12 protein-coding genes are annotated in these 15494 nt (G+C 66.5%); 11 read left to right on the forward strand and 1 reads right to left on the reverse strand.

Annotation, left to right across the window (positions count from 1 at the left end):
• Positions 1 to 6: 6 nt before the first annotated feature.
• On the reverse strand, positions 7 to 930 hold the full coding sequence (locus GRI99_RS09910; RefSeq protein ID WP_160771884.1) for an NAD-dependent epimerase/dehydratase family protein: 924 nt from the start codon (positions 928 to 930) through the stop codon (positions 7 to 9).
• 38 nt (positions 931 to 968) lie between these two features.
• On the opposite strand from GRI99_RS09910, the gene GRI99_RS09915 reads away from it, so the two are divergent.
• The 11 genes from GRI99_RS09915 (at position 969) to GRI99_RS09965 (ending at position 15463) form a co-directional block, all read left to right on the forward strand.
• Positions 969 to 1268 (forward strand): putative quinol monooxygenase, encoded by a 300-nt coding sequence (locus GRI99_RS09915; protein ID WP_160771885.1) that lies wholly within the window; start codon positions 969 to 971, stop codon positions 1266 to 1268.
• 127 nt (positions 1269 to 1395) lie between these two features.
• The gene (locus tag GRI99_RS09920; RefSeq protein ID WP_160771886.1) at positions 1396 to 2523 is read left to right on the forward strand and encodes an FAD-dependent monooxygenase; all 1128 of its coding nucleotides are present in this window, start codon (positions 1396 to 1398) and stop codon (positions 2521 to 2523) included.
• 32 nt (positions 2524 to 2555) lie between these two features.
• The gene (locus GRI99_RS09925) at positions 2556 to 3236 is read left to right on the forward strand and encodes a TetR/AcrR family transcriptional regulator (protein WP_160771887.1); all 681 of its coding nucleotides are present in this window, start codon (positions 2556 to 2558) and stop codon (positions 3234 to 3236) included.
• A gap of 117 nt (positions 3237 to 3353) precedes the next feature.
• Positions 3354 to 3704, forward strand: coding sequence for a c-type cytochrome (locus GRI99_RS09930; RefSeq protein WP_237438262.1), 351 nt, complete (start codon positions 3354 to 3356; stop codon positions 3702 to 3704).
• The gene (locus GRI99_RS09935; protein WP_337192897.1) at positions 3701 to 5320 is read left to right on the forward strand and encodes an FAD-binding oxidoreductase; all 1620 of its coding nucleotides are present in this window, start codon (positions 3701 to 3703) and stop codon (positions 5318 to 5320) included. Before GRI99_RS09930 ends, GRI99_RS09935 begins: the two co-directional genes overlap by 4 nt.
• Before the next feature lie 2 nt (positions 5321 to 5322).
• Entirely contained in the window at positions 5323 to 6087 is a 765-nt protein-coding gene (locus GRI99_RS09940) for an SDR family NAD(P)-dependent oxidoreductase (RefSeq protein WP_160771888.1), read from the forward strand.
• A 97-nt stretch (positions 6088 to 6184) separates the two neighbouring features.
• Entirely contained in the window at positions 6185 to 6961 is a 777-nt protein-coding gene (locus GRI99_RS09945) for a response regulator (RefSeq protein WP_237438263.1), read from the forward strand.
• Positions 6962 to 7053: 92 nt separating this feature from the next.
• Entirely contained in the window at positions 7054 to 12162 is a 5109-nt protein-coding gene (locus GRI99_RS09950) for an autotransporter-associated beta strand repeat-containing protein (RefSeq protein ID WP_160771889.1), read from the forward strand.
• Positions 12163 to 12279: 117 nt separating this feature from the next.
• The gene (locus tag GRI99_RS09955; RefSeq protein WP_160771890.1) at positions 12280 to 13398 is read left to right on the forward strand and encodes a DUF1176 domain-containing protein; all 1119 of its coding nucleotides are present in this window, start codon (positions 12280 to 12282) and stop codon (positions 13396 to 13398) included.
• 44 nt (positions 13399 to 13442) lie between these two features.
• A complete protein-coding gene (locus GRI99_RS09960) occupies positions 13443 to 14396 on the forward strand; it encodes a DUF1176 domain-containing protein (protein ID WP_160771891.1) in 954 nt (317 codons plus the stop codon).
• Entirely contained in the window at positions 14396 to 15463 is a 1068-nt protein-coding gene (locus GRI99_RS09965; RefSeq protein WP_160771892.1) for a DUF1176 domain-containing protein, read from the forward strand. Before GRI99_RS09960 ends, GRI99_RS09965 begins: the two co-directional genes overlap by 1 nt.
• The last annotated feature ends 31 nt before the right edge of the window (positions 15464 to 15494 follow it).

The following is a 15494-nucleotide window of genomic DNA, read 5'->3' on the forward strand; positions in this document are numbered from 1 at the left end:
TCTCCCCTAGGCGAGCGTCGAAAGAGCGCTCGCCACCAGCTTAGCGAGAGAACCGTCATGCGCAAAGCCCGCGCGCTCCGCCGCCGGGGTGGCTAGCGGCGGATAGGCGCCGAAGGCCTTTTCGAGCGGAGGGTCGGGCACGTAGGTGACAAGGGCCGGATCGGTGCCGCACTGGCGGGCAATCTCGGCCGCCAGGTCGTCCATGTGGATCAGCAGCGCGGGCAGGGTAACGGCGCGGGTTGGCGGCAGCAGCGCGGTGTCCATCGTCAGCGCGTGGACGAAGTTTTCAGCGCAGCAATCCACCGATTGCGCCCAGATCGTCGCGGCCGGGCTGGTGGGGCAGGTGAAGGACTCGCCAGCTTTCAGTGCATGGAACAGGTCGCTCATGAAGGCGCTCTTCATGCCGGATGGGCCTTTCGGGCGGGCCAGGATGCCCGGCAGGCGCAGGCTGACTGCATCGATCGCCCCGCGGTTGGACAGAAGCGCGGCTGCCACCTCCATCATTGCCTTGTGACCCCCGTAAATCAGGTGGGGAGAGAGCGGGGTACTATCGTCCACGCCCGTTGCCTGCAGGTGCTCGCCCAGCACGGCGATGGAACTGGCATAGACCACGCGTGGGCGGCCTCCGGCAGCAGCAGCTTCTTCCAGCAGGTCGTACGTGGCATCCACGTTGATCCGGCGGCTGGCGGCGGGATCGGCCTCGGCAGCGCCGCCGGGGACCGTGGCCAGATGCACCAGCGCGTCACAGCCACCAGCCAGCGCCTCGGCGCGCACGGCCTTGTTCCCCAGATCACCCGCCGCCGCCCGCGCCCCTGCGGGGATGCCGCCTGCCGCACTGTCCAGCCCCGTCACCGCGTGGCCTGCCGCCAGCAGTTTTTCCACCAGTCGCCGGCCCACGAAGCCGCCCGCGCCGGTCACCAAAATTCTCATCGCTTGTCTCCCGCCCCGATTTTGGTCATGACAGCCGCATGATCACCGAAGTGGCCCATATCACCATCGATCCCACCCGTGCTGCCGAATTCGAGGCTGCCGTGGCCGAAGCTGCGGCCTCGTTCAAGGCCGACAGTGGCTGCCGGTCCATGCGGCTGGAGCGGGTGGTGGAAGACCCTGCGCAATACCGCCTGGTGGTTGGCTGGGATAGCGTAGAGGCCCACACGGTGACCTTCCGCGGTTCGCCCAATTTCACCCGCTGGCGCGAACTGGCCGGGCCGTTCTTCGTTGAACCGCCACGGGTGGATCACTGGAATCTGGTCGCTACCCACTTCTGACCGGTGCGCCGTCGAACGGCCACTGCGGCACAGTTCCACCGACCGAACACCAGCTATCGATGAAAGCGGTTTGGCCTCGCGCGCGGCGCACCCTAGGCAGCGGGCAAGTGCGGGAGGAACCCTTCAGATGATTTCGACGATAGCGAATGCCCTGATCGTGGGCGGCGGCATTGGCGGCATGTCCACGGCCATCAGCCTGGCGGAACGCGGCGTGGCGGTGGACCTGATCGATCTCGATCCCGAATGGCGCGTGTATGGCGCTGGCATCACCATCACCGGCCCCACGCTGCGCGCCTACAAGGCGCTGGGCATGGTTGACCAGATCGCCACCCAGGGTGCGATCACCAGCGGATCGCGCATCTTCCTGTTCAACGGCACGCACCTGGCCGACCTTGACGAACCGGCGATCGAGGAAGGCCTGCCCGCCACTGGCGGGATCATGCGCCCCGTGCTGCATCACATCATGCAGGACCGGGTAAGGGCGCTGGGCATTCCCGTGCGCCTGGGGCTGACCGTCACCAGCCTGACAAACCGTGATGGCGGGGTGGACGTGGTCTTCTCCGACGGCAGCGAGGGACGTTATGACCTGGTGGTCGGCTCGGACAGCGTCAATTCCGCCGTGCGCGAGATGGCCTTCCCGCACATGGGCGAGCCGGAGCGGACTGGCCAGGGCTGCTGGCGCATCTCGATCGAGCGGCCGCCGGGCCTGGAGCGCGGCGAATTCTACCTCGGCCACCAGTACACCGTAGGCATCACCCGCTGCGGCGAGGATGCGGTGTACCTGTTCATGCTGACCCCGCATGAAAGCCGCGAAAAGCACTTCGACGACGAGGAACTGTACCAGACGCTCAAGGCCAACCTGGCCGGTTTCGGTGGCAGTGCCGGCTGGATCCGCGACAACATGACGCGCGATCACTGGATCAACTATCGCCCGCTGGCCGCCAAGATCCAGCCGGGGCCATGGTCGAACGGGCGCATCGTCCTGGTTGGCGATTCGGTCCACGCCACCACGCCGCACCTTGCCTCTGGCGCCGGCATGGCGGTGGAAAGCGGCATCGTGCTGGCCGAGGAGCTGGAGAAGGGCGCAACGGTGGAAGAGGCGCTGGCCGCCTATCAGGAGCGCCGGTTCGAGCGTTGCCGCGACGTTGTCGACAGCAGCGTGGAAGTGGGACAACTGCAACTCGCTGGCGGCGATGCCAGGATGATCAGCGGCAAGTTGTCCGCCGCGCTGCACCGGCTTGCCGCACCTTTCTGACACGTAAGCTTGCGCCGTGCCCCGGTTGCCTTATGCCTCTGGCCCGGAGCGGGCCGGAGACGATCGTGGCAGGCAAGGGTGACGAACACGCGGGACGGATAGCCGCCGGGCGCAAGCGCAAGGCGGAAAACCGTGCCCGCATCATCGCCGCCGCCTTCACAATTTTCGGCAACGAGAACGGCCTGTTTGCCCGGATCGAGGACATTGCCGAAGAGGCCGGCGTAACCCGCGCCACGTTCTACAATCACTTCGCGGGCATGATCGACCTGCGCGAGGCCCTGACCCGCGAGGTAACGCACGATTTTCTCTCCGCAGTGACCGCCACCATTGCCACCATGCCTGACGCCCGCGACCGCTCGGCCGTGGCGATCCGCTTCTACCTGCACCGGGCGATGGCCGATCAGCGGTGGGGCTGGTCGATGCTGAACCTCAGCGCAAACGGGCTGATCTTCGGCGCGGAAACATTCGACCAGGCCGGGCAGACTGTGCGCGAAGGGCTGGACGCCGGCGTGTTCCGCATCGCCTCGATGGAACTGGGGCGCGATATCCTGCTGGGCGCCTGCCTGGCAGCGCTGGGCACGATCTTGCGGGGCCAGGCACCGGCAGATTACCCGGAAGCCGTGGCCGGCCACATCCTGGTAGCGCTGGGCGTGCCGCATGACGAGGCGCGAGCCATCGTCCACCAACCCCTGCCGCAGTTGGCCGCCTCGTAGACTGCTCTCGACACCGTTCTGCTACGTTAGACCACGTTTGACTCCCCCGGGAGGCGAGCGTATGTCAGCCCATATTAGACGAAATGTAAAAACATTTGTCGGGCGAGGAGAGGGCTGATGGGAACAAGCGCAAGTAGATGGCGGGCCGCCGGTGGCCTTGCCGCAGCAGCAGCTATGGCGGCAATCGCCATGTTGGGCGGCAATGCCCGGGCGCAGGCAACCTATGAGGTCCAGCCCCGCGCGCCGGAGTTTCTCTACGCCCGCACCTGCGGCTATTGCCACGGGCACAACGTGGCCCCGATCATCCGGGGCCGAAACCTGCCTGCGCCCGTGATCGCCGCGATGGTCCGCAGCGGGCAGGGTGCCATGCCCGCGTTCAAGCCCACCGAGATTACCAATGCCGAACTGCAGGCGCTGGCCCAGTGGCTGTCCACCGCCCCTGCCGATCCCCGGGAGCATGGCCAGTGAGCGGCCCCGGTTTCTCCCGCCGCGAAATGCTGGCCATCGGCGGAGCTGCCGCCGGTCTGGCCGCCATGACCCCGCTGGCGCATGCCCGCATGTTGCCGGAAGCGATGGACCGCGACGTCTTCGCCGCTGCCTGCCGGGAACTGCGCGCCATCGTGGGCGAGGACTGGGTGTTCGCTGACGAAGCGTCCACCATCAGTTACCGCAAGAGCTTCATTCCCGACTTGCGGGGTGAGCACATCCCGTCCGGCGCTGTGGCTCCTGCTAGTGTCGAGCAGGTGCAGGCAATCCTCGCCGTGGCCAACCGCTACAAGCTCCCGCTGTGGCCGGTCAGCACCGGGCACAACATGGGCTATGGCATGGCCACCCCTGCCAGCAGCGGCCAGATGATCCTGGACCTGAAGCGGATGAACCGGATCATCGACTTCGATGCCGAACTGGGCACCATCCTGGTGGAGCCGGGCGTCACCTACCAGCAGATCCACGACTATATCGAAGAGCACAACCTGCCCTACTGGCTGGACGTGCCCACCGTGGGCCCGATCGTCTCGATGGTGGGCAACACGCTGGAACGCGGCGTGGGATACACTCCGTATGGCGACCACTTCTTCATGCAGTGCGGCATGGAAGTGGTGCTGGCCGATGGCTCGATCCTGCGCACGGGCATGGGCAGCATCGAGAACGGCAACACCTGGCAGGCGTTCAAATGGGGTTATGGCCCCTATCTGGACGGTATCTTCACCCAATCAAACTTCGGCGTTGTGGTGAAGATGGGCATGTGGCTGATGCCAAAGCCACCGGTCTACAAGCCCTTCGTGGTCCGCTCGGCAAACTTCGAGGACGTGGCGGCGATAACCAATACCATCCGCCCGTTCCGGATGAACAACCTCATTCCCAACGGTGTGCTGATCATGGGCGCGCTGTACCAGCTCGCCATGTTCAAGCGCCGCAGCGAGGTTTTCAGTGGCGATGGCGCAATCCCCATGGACCTGCTGAAGGCCGAGGCCGCGCGCAACGGTCTGGGCATGTGGAACACCTATTTCGCACTCTACGGGACCGATGAGATTATCGGGGCAGTGGAACCGATCCTGCGCGGAGCATTCGAGGCTGCGGGCGGCGAGGTGCTGACCGAAGCCGAGATGGGCGGCAACCCCTGGTTTGAACACCACAAGACGCTGATGCGCGGCGGCATGAGCCTGGAGGAGATCGGCCTGGTGCGCTGGTGGGGCCGCAACGGCGGGGCCGTGGCTTTCGCCCCTGTGGCGCCCGCCAAGGGTGACCAGACGCTGGCCCAGTCGGCTCTCGCCACCGAGATCATGAACAAGTACGGCTTCGACTATGCCCCGGCCTATGCCGTGGGCGGGCGCGAACTGCACCACATCATCTTCCTGATGTTCGACAAGGGTGACGATGCCAGCGCCGCCCGCGCCGAACAGTGCATCGACGAGATGATCACCCGCTTCGGCGAGCGGGGCTGGGCGGCCTATCGGTCCTCGGTCAGCACCATGGACCTGGTGGCCCAGCAATACGGCCAGACCAACCGCGAGGTGAACGCGCGGATCAAGCAGGCGCTCGATCCCAACCACATCCTTGCGCCCGGCAAGCAGGGGATCGCCTGATCATGAGCCGGGTCAGCTATGACTTCTCGGGCCGCACGGCCCTAGTTACCGGCGGGGCCACCGGCATCGGGCGCGAGACCGCCAAGGCCTTTGCCGCCGCCGGCGCCAGCGTGATGATCGGCGACATCGACCCGCGGGCCGAGGAAACCGTCGCCATCATCAGGCAGGCTGGCGGCACGGCGGATTTCAACCCCACCGATGTCACCATCGGCGACCAAGTGCGCGCCCTGGTGGCGGCGACGCTGAAGACCTACGGCGGCCTCCACATGGCGTTCAACAACGCCGGCGTGCTGCCACCGCTGCGCCCGATCCACGAAGTGCCGGATAACGAACTGGACCTGGCCATCGCGGTCGATTTCAAGGGTGTGTGGTATGCCATGCAGGCGGAAATCCGCCATTTCCTGGATGTTGGCGGTGGCTCCATCGTCAATACCGCCAGCGTCGGCGCGCTGATCGCGGACCCGAACATGGCGGCCTATTGCGCGATGAAGCACGCGGTGGCCGGCCTGACCAAGGCGGCTGCGGTTGAATATGCCCGGAAGAACATTCGCGTGAACTGCATTGCCCCCGGCTTCATCGCCACCCCTATGACTCAGGCCTGGGTGGACAGCGAGGAGTTCAAGGCCATGTTCTTCCAGCACAACGTGTCTGGCCGCATGGCCATGCCAGAGGAAATCGCCGCCACGGTGCTGCACCTGTCGTCCGATGCCGCCAGCTTCGTCAACGGCGCCACCTGGACCATCGACGGCGGGCAGACGGCGCACTGAGCATCCCCCCATCTGGCGGGGATTCTCGCGCGGCTTTGCCCGCTCTATGGCCGTACCACTGCCCCACGCATAACCGGGGCGGGCGGAGCTTGGGGCATTGGCGCACTTCCTGCAGCACCTGGTTCGCAAGGCAGGCTGGAAGTTGCTGGATATTGCGGGCAAACAGACAGCGATGAGCGAGGCAGAGACAGACCGGCCAACACCCGTTTCGGCGATGCCCGCGCGGGTCATCGTGGTGGAGGACGACGAGCGGCTCCGATCCTATGCGCTGGGCGCCCTGGCCGGGGCGCAGGATATCGCCGTGGTGGGGGATGCCGGGTCGCTGGCCGCCGGCCTGCCGCTGGTGGACCTGCAACCCGATCTGGCGCTGCTGGACCTGGGGCTGCCCGATGGCAGCGGCCAGACCATCATCCAGGCCATCCGCGAACGCGTTCCGGGTTGCCGGGTGCTGGTGTTCACCGTGTTCGAGGACAGGGCCAGCGTGCTAGGCACGTTGAAGGCAGGGGCCGACGGCTATATCCTAAAGGATACCTCGGTGGAGCAGTTGCTGGGCCACGTGCGGGCCACGCTGGCCGGGGAAACGCCGATCAGCGCTCGCGCCGCCAGCCATCTCCTCAGCCTGGTGCGTGATGAGCCGGTGGCGCCCGAGCCCGCCGATCCCGCAGCGCCGCATCTTTCCCCGCGCGAGCGTGAACTGCTGGAGTATCTCGCCCGGGGCTTGAGCCGCAAGGAAGCTGCGCGGGTGATGAACCTGTCGCCCTACACGGTCGCCGAATACATGCAGGCGATCTATCGCAAGTTGCAGGTGAAATCGCGCGGCGAGGCGGTGTTCGAGGCCATTCAGGCCCGGCTGATCCGGATCGATCGCGAATAGTTTGAGGGGCTTATCCCCCCATGTAGGGGGATGTTTCCTGACGGCCGCTTTTGGGAGTGAGGCGCAATCTTCACACCCAAAGGTAGGTTATCATGTCCGCTGTCACTTCGCGTTCCGCCCGCAAGCTCCTGTCCGGCCTTGGCCTGATGGCGTCGGCCTCGGTCCTGTCGATGGTCGCGGCGGGGGAGGCGCAGGCCCAGTGCGCAGTCACTCCGGTGCAGCCGTTGAACGGCATCACGACCGACAACTCGCAGGTCGATTGCACCGGGGTGACCAGCGGTGCGATCGTTGTCGCCAACGCCAACAACGTGCTGGTCAATGTAGCGCTTGGTGGCACGCAGCTGAGCACCTCAAGCATTCAGGTCATCGGCAATGGCAACTCGGTAGACATCCGCAACTCGGCGACCACTGCCGACGTGCAGGTGCTGGTGCAGGGCAACGCCGCAAGCCTGTCTCTGCAGGACAGCCAGAATACCAACTTCAGCGGTGCGGTTTCGGGTGCGGATGCGCAGTTCCGGATCGGGAGCGGTGCGGTGGTTACCGCACAACCGGGCAGCCTGTCGATTGGCAGCCCGGCGGGGTCAGGTTCCACCTTTTCCCTGGGTGGCGAACTGTCCGCCATTGGCACCGTGCCTTCGGTCTTCGTGGTGGCTGGCAACACCGGCAATCAGACCTTCGAATTGCAGGCGGGCAGCAGGCTGACCGTGCAGAGCAATGGTCTGGCCTTTAGCGGTGGTGGCGGGGATGACCTGTTCATCATTCAGGATGGGTCCCTGATCCTGGGCGGCACCGGCAACAACATCCTGTTCAACGGCGGCGGTGATGCCGATGCCATGGAAATCAACGGATCCGGCATCACCAACTTCAACACCACCAGCATCGAAAAGCTGACGGTGGATGCCGGGACGGGCGGGTTCCGCGCGCTGAATGGTACCAATGCCGATCTGACTGAGGTTAACCTGCTGAGCGGAAACACGCGGGTGCTGGATCCGGCCGCGCTGGGGGTGAGCACCAGCCAGGTCTCTGTTGCGGCAGGGGCCAGCCTGACTCTTGCGCCATCAGTCCAGCAAACCTTCAACAACAGCTTTGCCGGTGCCGGGCAAATCGTATTGGGCACGCAGTTCAACGTCTTCACCTTCGGCGGGACGGCCAACGGGTTTACCGGCGAACTGGTGATCAGCCAGTTGAACAATGCGCTGCTCACTTCTGACACCGCCTTCGGCACGGGAACGATCACCAACAACGGCCAGTTGATCTTCGGCGGCGGGTTGAACGTGGCCAACACCATTTCCGGGACCGGCGCAGTGTGGATGACCGGACCGGGGCAAAGCACCCTCTCCGGCATCAACAGCTATACCGGCAGCACGCTGATCTCCGGCGGGCAGTTGAACGTGACCAACGGCAGCGCCTTGGGCACGGGCGCGGTCGATATTGATACCGGGGCCCTCCTCAACCTGGATTTCGCCGCCGACGGGACGCTGGCCAATGACCTGACCGGCGTTGGCACCCTGCGCAAATCGGGCAATGCCACCGTGACGCTAACCGGCACCAACACCCACACCGGCGGCACTGCGATCACCGCCGGCGCGCTGCGGGTGGACGGGTTCGACCGGCTGGGCACGGGCGCGACCACGGTGGACGCCGGGGCCAGCCTGGTCCTGGATTACAGCGGCGCGGGCCAGCTGCTGCAAACCACTTCCTTCATGAGCGGCGGCGGCGCCTTCATCAAGGAAGGTACGGGCGATGTGGTGCTGGACGTTGCCAGCCTGTTTACCGGCGGCACCATCATCCACGGCGGGCGGCTGGGCCTGAACGATGGCGGAGCACTGGGCACGGGATCGATCCAGGTGGATGCCGGGGCGATCCTGGGCATCGGCGGCATCACCCTGAACAACACCATCACCGGCTCCGGGTCGATCATCAAGACGGCCAACAACCAGTCCACCCTTGGCGGCGACAACACCGGCTTCGCTGGCTTGTTCGACGTGCAGGATGGCGGCGTGGAACTTACCGATGGCCGTGCAGCGGGCGTGGGTGACCTTGCAATTGCCAGCGGCAGCTTCGTGTTTGTGAACAGCCTGGTGGGCGATACCACCATTGCCGCCGACATTTCCGGCGCGGGCGATCTGGAGAATTTCGGCAACACCCGCCTGACACTGACCGGCAACAACAGCCTGTCCGGCGTGGTCTTCATCTCCAACGGCACCCTGCAGATCGAGGGCAGCCAGAACATCGGCACTGCCACGATCAATATAGCCGGCAGCGCAGCCACGCTGAACCTGGACACCGCAGGAACCACAACTCTCAGCAACGTCGTCTCCGGTAATGGCGGCCTAGTGAAAACCGGCACCGGCACGGTGTTCGTCACCGGCAACAACACCTATGCCGGTGGTACGGACATCCAGCAGGGCGCTATCCGCGTAACCGATGTTAGCTTCCTGGGCTCCGGCGCGATCACCGTGCAGCAGGGCGCGGCGCTGGACCTGTCCATCGCCGGCCAGCAGACGCTGAACCAGGCGATCAGCGGCGCGGGCCTGCTGCGCAAGTCCGATGTGGGCGACCTGACCCTGCTGGGCAACGGGCTGACCGGCGGGCTGGACGTGGTCGGCGGGCGAGTGATCGTGAGCACCGCAGGTGCCATCGGCGGTGGTCAGGTGAGCCTAGCGGCCGACACGCAGCTTGTATTCGATACCAGCGGCACCGAGACGATGGGCAACACCATTATCGGGGGCGGCGGCCTGACGAAGGATGGATCGGGCGTGCTGGTGATCCAGAACGCCAACACTTTCACCGGCGGCACCCTGGTCAACGCCGGCCGGCTGGGCCTCAACCACGGTCAGGCGCTGGGCACCGGCCCGGTTGTGGTACTGCAGGGGGCGCAGCTCTCGATCGGCGGGATTGCGCTGGCGAACGACATCAGCGGTGCCGGCCAGGTGCTCAAGACCAGCAGCAACACCGGCAGCCTGACCGGCACCAACACGTACACCGGCGGTACGGAAATCCAGGGTGGCACGCTGGTGGTCAATTCCCCGGCGGCGCTGGGCACCGGGGGCGTAAGCCTGGGTGCAGGGACCTTCCTGAACCTCGCTTACAGTGGCAGCACCAACGTGGCGCTGAACAACGTGCTGAGCGGCTCAGGCACGCTGGTAAAGGACGGCAGCGGCACCGTAGTGATCAACGCCGCCAACAGCTACACCGGCGGTACCGCGATCAACGCAGGCCAACTGGCACTGGGTAACGGCGGTGCGCTTGGCACGGCAGGCGTGACCATCGCCAGCGGGGCGGAACTTGCCATCGGCAGCGCTACCCTGGCCAACGCGCTGACCGGTGCGGGCCGGGTGGTCAAGACGGGTAGCGGCACGGGTTTGCTGTCGGGCAACAACAGCTATTCGGGCGGCACCCTGATCCAGGGCGGCGATCTGGCGGTAACCAGCGTCAACGCGCTGGGCACCGGCGGGGTCAGCACCACCAGCGGCACGGCGCTGCGGGTGGGCAATGCGACAGCGCAGACACTGGGGCTGGCGCTGACCGGCGCGGGCAGCCTGGTCAAGAGCAACACGGGCGACCTGACGGTGACCAACAATGCCCTCACCGGCGGCCTCAGCATCACCGCCGGGCGCGTGTTGGCCACCGGAGGTTCCACCGGCACCGGCAGCGGGGCCGTGGCGATCTCCTCGGGAGCCGAGCTGGTCTATACCAACGCCACTGATGCCACTTTCGCCAACGGCCTGTCCGGCGCGGGCACCTTCCGGAAGCTGGGGGCAGGGCGGCTGCTATTCGGCGGACCGGCCAGCATTGGCTCCCTGGCAGTGGACGCGGGCTCTGTGCGGATCAATGGCACGCTGACTGGCAACGTCAACATAGCCAGCGGCGCGCGGCTCGACGGCACCGGGCAGGTCACCGGCACGCTGACCAATAACGGCACCGTGGCCCCCGGCAATTCGATCGGCACACTGACGGTGCAGGGCAACTATGTTCACACCAGCGGATCGGTGCTGGAGATCGAGTTTGACGGCAGCAGCGGCATTGACCTGCTGGCGGTCAACGGCACGGCCACCCTGAACGGCGGCACGTTGCGCTTCATCTCCACCACCGGCGCGGAAGGCAGTGGTGGCACGTTCCTTACTGCGACCGGCGGCGTGACCGGGACCTTCGCCACCGTGGAAACGGTGGGCGCGGCCCTGCCGCTGGCGGTGATCTACCAGACCAACAGCGCGCTGATGGCCCCTTCGGTGCTGACCGCGCGGCCCAGCACGTTCAATGCCCAGACGCTGGCCGGGGCCGATACCACACTGACCTTCATCGATGCGATGGGCCTTACCGACCTGCGCCACGGCACCGGCAACCGGGTTTGGCTGAGCGGCCTGGGCGCCTGGGGCAGCCGCAGCGCCACCGCGTCCACGCTGGCCTACGATCACGATGTCGCCGGCCTGGCTGGCGGGGTGAACCTGGCCGTTGGCGGTGATGTGACCCTGGGCGCGGCCGTGGGCTGGGCCAGCGGAGACATTACCCTGGGCAGCAATGGCGGCGGGGGCGAGCAGTCGAGCGTGCTGGGCGCGCTGACCCTGCGCCATGCCAGCACCGCAAACAGCAATGCCCCGCGCCTGGGGGCGGGCGTGGTCTATGGCCGGATCGACCAGGACACGCTGCGCAACGTCAGCTTCAACGGCTTCTCCGCCAGCGTGGAAGGTGCCACGCAAAGCGATGTGCTGGCCGCCTTCGCGGAGGCTGCCGTGCCGCTAGCCGAGCAGGGCAACTGGCGCTTTGCCGCCAACGCCAACGGGGCCTGGGTTCACCTGTCGCAGGACGGCTATACCGAAGGCGGCACCAGTCCGCTGCGGCTGAAGCTGGACGACCTGTCCACCAGCACGCTGGAGGCGGAAGGCCTGCTGTCGGCCACGCTCAACCTGCTGGATGGCGGCTTCGCGGCGGAAGATTCGCCGGAACGGCTGGACCTGCGGTTCGATCTCGGCGCCCGCTACCTAGCTGCGCTGGGCGATCGGGCAATCCCGGTCACCTTCGCCGCCAGCAATGCCGGGGTGGTCCTGCAAGGCGACACCCGCGACGTGGTGCAGGGCGTGGGCGGGGTCAGCGGGAGCTATACCACGCGCGAAAACCTCTCGGTGGGCCTGGGGTACCGGGCAGAAATCGGCCAGCGCGACAACCACAGCGTGCGGGCCACCGTCAGCCTGGCATTCTGAGCCATGTCCCTAAGCTTCCCGGCGGGTTGGTTTATCCCTCGTTCTGGGAAGCAGGCCCCGGCCGGCGCCGCAGCCCTACTGATTGCGCTGGCCGGGGCCACCTTTCCGTTCCAGGTCATGGCGGAGCAGAACCTCTCGCCCCAGGCCGCGGCCACAGCCGGGGCCATGCAGGCGATGGGGCCGGGCGAGGCGGGGGACTGGGTTTTCACTTGCGACAACCGCGCATGGTGCACGATCATCGGACATGATGGCCTGGCCGAACCCAACCGGGTGGTGGCACATGGCACGCGATCGCTGGCCCTGCGCCTCTGGGTCAACCCGCAAGGACAGGTGGCCCGGCTGGAGTTCATCCCCGACGAGCAGGTCACCGACCAGCCGGTGGCGGGTATCGATTGTTCCTCTTCGTTTGAACTTGCGATGCCACGGTTGCGCGGTCGGGCGGTAACCATGCCGTTCAGCCGCGGAGAACTCGCGGGCACCGATCTGGCCGCCGTGGTCACGCATTTGCGCAGCGGGCGGGTGCTGGCAGCCGTCAACCCGCAGACCGGTGCTCTGCGCCTGCGCCTGCCGTGGATCGGCTTTGCAGACGCGATGGAACAGGTGCGCCAGCGCCAGCGGGCCATCGGGCGCTGGCTGCGGCGGGTGCGGCCCGACCAGCGCGAGGTGCAACTGCGGGCGATCACACCCGTTATCGTCTCGGGCGTGCCGCCGGTTACCGCCGAACAGATGGACTGGTGCGCCAGCGGCATCGATGCAGCAGACCTGCACGCCTTCGACCTTGGGCCCGTGGGCCAGCTCTGGCAACACACCTGCACCGGGGATGCGCGCAACGCGTCCGTCTCACGCTTCTTCATTCACCTTGGGGATGGGACCGAGGCCCAGGCCTTTGCCCAGCGCGGGGAGATGGGATTGACTGTATCGGACGATGGCTTTTTCTGGCCCAACCGCGCCCCGGTGCTGCGCCTGCCGGGGGAAATGGGCCAGACCACGGCGCAGCATGGCTGGTTCTGGCCCAATGCCCGGGTGGAGGCGGACTTCGGTGTGATTCGTTCGGTCAGCTATGGCATGCAAGGGCGCGAGGACTGCGGGATCAGCGCCGTCTGGGGCTGGACCGGACAGGAGTGGGTGGTGGTGGAACAGAGGATCATGACGTTGTGTCGGGGGCTAGCGGTCAGTGACTGGCCGGTCTCCTGGCGCCGCCTTTCGCGCAGTGCCCGCGCAGGTTCGGGCGAATGAGGTGGCTGGCCGCTGTCTTGCTGCTGCTTTTGCCCGCTCCGGCAATGGCAGAGACCGTTCGCCAGCAGGGCGACTGGTTGCTGGTCTGCGAAAACCACGGCCACTGCACGATCACCGGCGTTCCGCTGCCATCGGTCATGCCCGGCTATCCGCGCGCGCTGGTGACGATCTGGCGTGAGAACCGGCCAGGCTATCCGCTGATGCTGGCGATGCGGCTGATCAACGAAGACGGCAGCCATAACGGTACGGTCGAGGGGCTGGAACTGGGTGCAACACCAATGGGCGGGTCGATGGCTTCTCTGCGGCTGGACCCGACGATTGCCAGCCCGCACGGCGACGTGATCATGCCAGAGAATGCGGAGGGCACCATCGGCGTCCTGGCGGACGAACGGCCCGGCCTGCTGCTCCATGGCTTCGGGGCCGTTGGTGCCGTCCCACAGGGCGATCTGGCCGATCTGCTGGAACGGATGGACCGTGCGCAGCCGCAGGTTGCCGAGCCGATCGGCCCCGAGATCGAAGACCCGCCGGCACCCGAGCCCTATCGCTATACCCTGTTCCCCCGCGATCGGGTGGACGGGCCGGTGACCCATCCGGACTTTGTCCGCCTCTGCCGCCGTGCGTCCTACAGCCACGCCAACGGCTATGCGCTGGATCACACTACTGTTCCCACGCTGCTGGTCCTGCTGTCCTGCGGTGGGCGGGACTATCTCTACACCTGGTATCCGTCCGGCAATGCGCCGCCCGCACCGCTCGACTTGCCCCGCCAGCGTGATCCACGCTTCCGCCGTATGGAGGCCAGCTTCGATCCCGATCTCGGCGTGCTGACCCTGCTCGATCACCCAATCGGCAGCCGGGATTGCGGCCTGCGGCACCGGTTCGGCTGGGTGGACGGTGAGGGGTGGGTCCTGCTGTCCCGCCAGACCATGCCGCGCTGCGTTGCGATCCTGCCGGAGGACTGGCCGGTCCACTTCATGGCCGACGGGTGGGGGGCGGGGTGATGCTGAGGCTCTTGTTCGCAATGCTGGCTGCTCTTGCCGCGCTGCCCGCCTTGGCCCAGCCGGTTCCGCCGCCTGTTGTTGCCGGGTCTCACCAGTTGTTCGAGGACTGGATGGTGTTGTGCGACAACCGGCACGATTGCACCGCCACCAGTGCCGTGCCCGATGCGCCCGCGCTGATCCAGATCACCCGCCACGCAGACTGGGACGCGCTGCCGTTGATCGTGCTGGACCTTGCTCGTGCAGGTTTCGACGGAATGTCGGTCGACCTTGTCCTGCAATCCGCAGACCGCCGAGCGCATTCCACGCCCGGCCGGCGCGCGCGAACGCGGTTTACCTTCCATCGGCTGGCGGCGGGGCGCTTCGGCATGCCCCATGACGAGCGGCTCAGCCTGCTGCTAGCCGCCCGTAACGCCCGCACCGCGCAGTTTCGCCACCGGGATGGCCGCGTCATCGCCGCTGTGTCGCTGAACGGCCTCGAAGCGGCCCTGAATCGCTTCGATCATGTGCAGGCGCGCACCGACACCGTCACCGGCATCTACACCCGCGGGGAAAACCGGGTTCCGCTTGCCGCCATCATGCCTCCGCACTTGCCGGTGCTGGTCCGTGAATCCGCGCTGGAGGAAGCCAACCGGGAACTGGGCACACAAGCCTTCCGGATGATCTGCGGCATCGGCGCGCCGCGCCATTCGGGCGATGCGGTGGTCTGGCGCATGGCGGGTGGCAAGCGGATCGTGGCCGTCGATTGCGGGTCGGAAGCGCTCAACGGCGGGCGGATATGGCTGGTTGTGGATGAGGATGGCCAGCTTGACCTGGCGCATTTTCCGCAGCCCGATCTGGCAGCGCAGGATGGCACCGACGGCTTCCTTCCCAACAGCTGGTTCGATCATGCTGCGGGCCAGATTCACTCGATGGAGCTGGGACGGCCCGACGGTGATTGCGGCAGCAGCCTCACCTGGCAATGGACCGCCGAGGGCTTCCAACTGGCAGAAGCCCGCCGCATGCCCCTGTGCATCGGCCTGGCGCAGGATCTCTGGCCGCGCACCTGGACCACCGCGTTCACACCCTGAACCCCCTCAGGTGAAGGGGTCTACCCCCCTC

This window comes from Alteraurantiacibacter buctensis (genome assembly GCF_009827655.1).
GTDB lineage: Bacteria > Pseudomonadota > Alphaproteobacteria > Sphingomonadales > Sphingomonadaceae > Alteraurantiacibacter > Alteraurantiacibacter buctensis.

Bases quoted from the DNA above. Each gene is read 5' to 3' on its own strand.
- GRI99_RS09910 (WP_160771884.1), bottom strand. From the start codon at position 930: ATGAGAATTTTGGTGACCGGCGCGGGCGGCTTCGTGGGCCGGCGACTG.
- GRI99_RS09915 (WP_160771885.1), top strand. From the start codon at position 969: ATGATCACCGAAGTGGCCCATATCACCATCGATCCCACCCGTGCTGCC.
- GRI99_RS09920 (WP_160771886.1), top strand. From the start codon at position 1,396: ATGATTTCGACGATAGCGAATGCCCTGATCGTGGGCGGCGGCATTGGC.
- GRI99_RS09925 (WP_160771887.1), top strand. From the start codon at position 2,556: ATGCCTCTGGCCCGGAGCGGGCCGGAGACGATCGTGGCAGGCAAGGGT.
- GRI99_RS09930 (WP_237438262.1), top strand. From the start codon at position 3,354: ATGGGAACAAGCGCAAGTAGATGGCGGGCCGCCGGTGGCCTTGCCGCA.
- GRI99_RS09940 (WP_160771888.1), top strand. From the start codon at position 5,323: ATGAGCCGGGTCAGCTATGACTTCTCGGGCCGCACGGCCCTAGTTACC.
- GRI99_RS09950 (WP_160771889.1), top strand. From the start codon at position 7,054: ATGTCCGCTGTCACTTCGCGTTCCGCCCGCAAGCTCCTGTCCGGCCTT.
- GRI99_RS09955 (WP_160771890.1), top strand. From the start codon at position 12,280: ATGGCGGAGCAGAACCTCTCGCCCCAGGCCGCGGCCACAGCCGGGGCC.
- GRI99_RS09960 (WP_160771891.1), top strand. From the start codon at position 13,443: ATGGCAGAGACCGTTCGCCAGCAGGGCGACTGGTTGCTGGTCTGCGAA.
- GRI99_RS09965 (WP_160771892.1), top strand. From the start codon at position 14,396: ATGCTGAGGCTCTTGTTCGCAATGCTGGCTGCTCTTGCCGCGCTGCCC.